Genomic DNA, 4,340 nt, shown 5'->3' with positions numbered 1-4,340 from the left:
CGGCGCGCGAATAGCCCATCATGGCCCTGCATCGAAACGATGCCGTATTTAGAGGCCGAATATACGTGTGCAGTCGGCACGGGCGCCAAAGCAACGGGGCTTGCAATGAGGGGGAGTCCATATACGGACTGATTAAACCTTGCCTCAGCTTGCGTCCTTTTGGGACTTCGACATCTCTAGGAAAACCGGGGCGATTCACTGCCGATGTTATAGTAATCGTTCGCATAGGAGAGCATTTTGGACGCGCAAACACAGACACTGAGATTGGTGCAAGGACTAGAAGACTTACTCGACCAGTTCCCCCTTTCCAGCGTAATCAGATCGCACGCGGAGCTAACTGAACAAGCACTCGATGATTGGTCTGAGCGCCTTAGGGATCTGGGGCATCCAGGCCGCAAATACTGGGATCATCCTTCGGAGTTGATGTACGACAAAGCCGGCGTACTGCTCGGAGCCATGTTTGTGCTTATTCAGGCGGCCATCACTGAAACGGTCTCGATCGTAAACCGGATATATCATCTAGACGGACAGACGATAAGCAAGGATGCCTTGATGTCGTTGGACGCAGAGCTCAATTTGAAGACAGGTCTTAGCTATGTAGCGATCGCAAACGGAGCAGCAAATTTTTATAAACATCGCTTCGAGTGGCCGGAGGACTGGCATGGAAGCGTGAAACGGCAACAGGTTGACACAATTAACCTAGTCCGCGCCGTTGGAATGAGTCCCGAACAGGACTTGACGGATAATCTGCTATCCGCGGTCCACGCCATCACCGGAACAAGTGACGGCACCCCGAAAGACTTATCAGATCTTGTTGTGGGGAAATGGCGGGAGAGACTTGCGCTGAGCCTCCGTATTCAGTTCGGGCTGACCCAGTATCCCTAGCTTGATAAATTTGCGTGCGGTTAGCGAATAATCTCTTGTAAGGCAGCTGCATCAACAATCTTCTACTCATGCCTTGTCATGCATCCGTGAGCAGAAAACGACCCAAACTGCCCTTCACGTAAGACAGTCCACGGCCAAAAGCTGCCTGTCATGAGGCCTCCCGCCCTCTGGGCTACCCACCAATAGAACAATAGCCTCGGCCTGTGCGTTGGCCGACTCCTGCCGGCTAGTGATGGGCAGAAACCAGCCCAAAACGGATGGTTTAGAAGTGGCCCTTGAGCCTATCCTTGAGGCTCAAGGGCATCTACGAAAACTAGGGGCGGTTCAAGCTTTGATAGAGGCAACCGCTCAATATCATCCGGATCATTGAGCAGCATTTGATCTGAGGATGCCCGCCTACCAGCAAAGCTGCTAGCTCTTGCTTCGAATATAACCCTTGTTTATAAAACCAAAGCCACGTTGAGCTTAATAGCTGTACTTGATTATATAGTATTTCAATAATTCCCCTTCGTTGTTGCAGTAGCTGCATTCCCTGTGACTGCTCTTACTTTTACCTTTGCATTTTGGACACATCTCCAGTTTATACAAGGACAAATCAAGATTATCTGCTTGTTCGGACGGCATGTAACGTTCTCCACCACAGGCTATACAATCCTCGCCATAAAGAGTGCCTTTACCTTTGCATGCAGGGCATTTCACATCAGCGTAAAGCGACGGATCAAAGTCTTGGACGTATTTACGAAGAATTTGCCTCTCACCACAGCAGTACCGACAATCCTGTCCGTTATGTCTCCCACTACCCTCGCATAAAGGGCAGTCGCAAAGTTTGTAGTCCGACATGTCGATATCTTCTGCGTATTTGCGCAGGATTTGTTTATCCCCGTCGCATACTTGGCAAAATTCACCATGAAAGCGTCCACTGCCATCGCACACAGGGCAGTCAACAAGATCATACTGGCTGTAGTCAACGCGCTCTTCGTACCTGCGCTCTAATTCTCTCTCCCCACCACAAACTTTACATTCGTCACCGTGATAGCTGCCCTTGCCTTCGCAAAGTCCACACTGGACTAATTCAAATTCTCTGAGATCAACATTAATGTCTTCGTCAATCGTGCCGTCACCATTGCACACAGGGCAGTCATAACTATTAATAGATCCTCTGTGAGCGCAAAGCGGACAGCGTATTAAGCCACTTTCTTCCAAAAACTCTTTTTCGAATGAAGCAACTTTCGAAAGGGTCGATGTGGTAGTAGAGTCTTTTCTAAGGCGCTCAACAGAGAGCTCATGAAGTATTTTATCCAGAACAGGTTTGACCTTCTGGGTTTCAGAGCGTTTTGTTAGATCAGGGACTATTTTAAGTGCTTCCTCCGCTAGCTGTTCAAATCTTTCATGCGCTGGAGAGAAAGGCTGTGAAAGTCTAATTTTCAGCTCGCCGCAAATTCTCAATATGGACGCGAGCTGCTGGGTAGCCTCAGATTGAGTAATCCAAAATAATCGCCTGAATGTTATTAAGTAGCCTTTGATCCTCAGTATATCTTGATTGTCTGCGCCTTTAGGGCCCAGATGACCATTATCAAATTTTGTATGATGGTTAGAGCAAAGCCATATCAGGTTGTGCGGATGGTTGCATTTAGATTTATGGCTCGGATCAATATGAGCCGCCTCACATGAATCACCATTCTGCAGGCAAAGAGCGCACTGAAGTCGAGCCTCTTCTTTGAGATCCTCTCTAATCCCTTTGGGAATATGGGGGCGATTTGACTTGGGAGGCGTGGGCCAAGGAGATCTCAGCCAAGCGTTATAGCTCTCTAGCTCCTTTTTATCAAATAGAAATAATTCGCCAACTTTCGAATATTGAAGCTTTCTCGGGTCGCCTGTTTTAACTGGATTTTTAGTGAAGTATTCGAGTAGAGCCGGAGACATCTCAAGAAAAACAGCTGCTTCATATAAATCTAGGGGTTTGATGTCCATACCGATTTAGCCGTTTGAAGGGAGGGAGCTTCACGTAAGGGCTTCAGTCTATGCTCAGCGGCAGCTCAGCAGTCCCACGTAACCAGAAATTTTTTCAGAGTACTTTATACACGACTACGCCTGTCGCTCAACGAACCGGAGCTGACCTTTCGCGCCGACTACACGCTGTTTGGTCGGCAGTCCGGATGACCGCTGTGCGTGGTCAATCGCCCTTGGTTTCGTAGACACCTCGAACAGTTACAACGGGATGTGAATTCACACTGTTGGGAGGGGAGAGTCGGCTTCTGGCTGATTGCTGTCGGCGTGACCATCAGGATCAGGTACCTCTCAGAGATTGAAAGTCCAAGACGTTTCTAGGCGTCGAGCGAGCAGCCGGATCGTCAGCACGTAGTAATACCGCGTTGCCTCACTGCGCTGGCTCATGCGATGTTTGAGAAACCAAGCCACATGCTTTCTCTGCCAAGCCCAAGGCGTCTCTCGCTGCCAACGTTTTGCAATGTCAGCTTGGATAAGCTTCGCCTGCTGCAGATGACGTTGCCGTGTTGCGTGCGATCCGGTCAGCACGCCAGCTAAGAACAGCTCCATGTCGAATGGCTTACTCATCTGCTGCCTCCTATGTAGGCAGCGATCACATCGATCCGACCGTGCCCCAGTTCATAGCTGATTTGTCTCCGGGCCTCACGATCAAGGTTCCTATCTATCAGGCAACATTGACCACCGTTGATAGGCGCTCGGTGTTGAGTGATTTGCTCATAGCGCTCACATGCGTAAGCCGCCCGTAGCTCATGAAAGCCTTTGAGACTGTGGGAATGGAGGATGTCCCGCGCAGGCCGGACGACTCCCTGCAGAACGCTCAGGTAACTTTCGTTTGGCGCAATCAAATTGCGGCTACCTGCACGCGACACCTGCTCCGCCAATGCAAGCGCATCACGCACATAGTCATCCACCGCAATCCAACGTGATGCTGAGGCTCCGGCGCGGCCGCCTTTGGTCCCCTCCTGGATATTGATCTTGTCGAATACTTTCGCCTCGCGATTTAGCCGTGGCAGGTTAGCCAAGATGGCCTCACGCAAGCGCATGCCAGTGGCTCGCGCCAACAGAACGATCGCGGCGGCCCTTAGCTGATGATGGCTGCAAAGCACATCTGCGATCTGCTTAACCTGTTCGCGGTCTTGGCCCTGCGGCACCGAATGTCGAACCCCGGTGCGCTGCATACCCAACGCCTTGCTCGGACTCGGCAACTTCACGTACTGATCACCGCGAAGCGCCGCCACGGTCTTGTTAACGCTGGACAGCCGATTTTGTGCGGTACTGACAGCGAGCTCACCGCGCCCAACCACGTCGCGTAGATACGCCGTGTAGTGGTCAACTAATCCCGGACACGACGTTAAGTTTTTCTTCGGCCCGAGCTGGCGCCAGCCCACCGTTGAATTGATGGGGTCGAATCCAGTTGTACCGATGCATCAAGAATTGGCTGATATCAC

The 4,340-nt window shown here is 50.9% G+C and carries 3 protein-coding genes and 1 pseudogene; 1 reads left to right on the top strand and 3 read right to left on the bottom strand.

The window, feature by feature from the left end; translation table 11 throughout:
* Positions 1 to 237 precede the first annotated feature (237 nt).
* Positions 238 to 885, top strand: a complete 648-nt coding sequence (locus tag CKW29_RS25290; protein WP_095149323.1) for a hypothetical protein — start codon at positions 238 to 240, stop codon at positions 883 to 885.
* A 465-nt stretch (positions 886 to 1,350) separates the two neighbouring features.
* On the opposite strand, the gene CKW29_RS25685 is transcribed toward CKW29_RS25290, so the two are convergent.
* The 3 genes and pseudogenes from CKW29_RS25685 to CKW29_RS25275 form a co-directional block, all read right to left on the bottom strand.
* On the bottom strand, positions 1,351 to 2,856 hold the full coding sequence (locus CKW29_RS25685) for an HNH endonuclease signature motif containing protein (RefSeq protein ID WP_143496944.1): 1,506 nt from the start codon (positions 2,854 to 2,856) through the stop codon (positions 1,351 to 1,353).
* A 327-nt stretch (positions 2,857 to 3,183) separates the two neighbouring features.
* Positions 3,184 to 3,459 carry a hypothetical protein gene (locus tag CKW29_RS25280; RefSeq protein ID WP_095149321.1) on the bottom strand — a complete coding sequence of 92 codons (276 nt, stop codon included), beginning with the start codon at positions 3,457 to 3,459 and terminating at the stop codon, positions 3,184 to 3,186.
* A pseudogene (locus CKW29_RS25275) lies at positions 3,456 to 4,217 on the bottom strand (integrase domain-containing protein); the annotation flags it as partial. The pseudogene CKW29_RS25275 and the gene CKW29_RS25280, both read right to left, overlap by 4 nt.
* Between the last annotated feature and the right edge of the window lie 123 nt (positions 4,218 to 4,340).

This window comes from Pseudomonas sp. Irchel s3a18 (assembly GCF_900187535.1).
Taxonomy (GTDB): Bacteria; Pseudomonadota; Gammaproteobacteria; order Pseudomonadales; family Pseudomonadaceae; genus Aquipseudomonas.
Note: the sequence above shows the minus strand (reverse complement) of the source record. Positions and strands in the feature narration are given on the sequence as shown.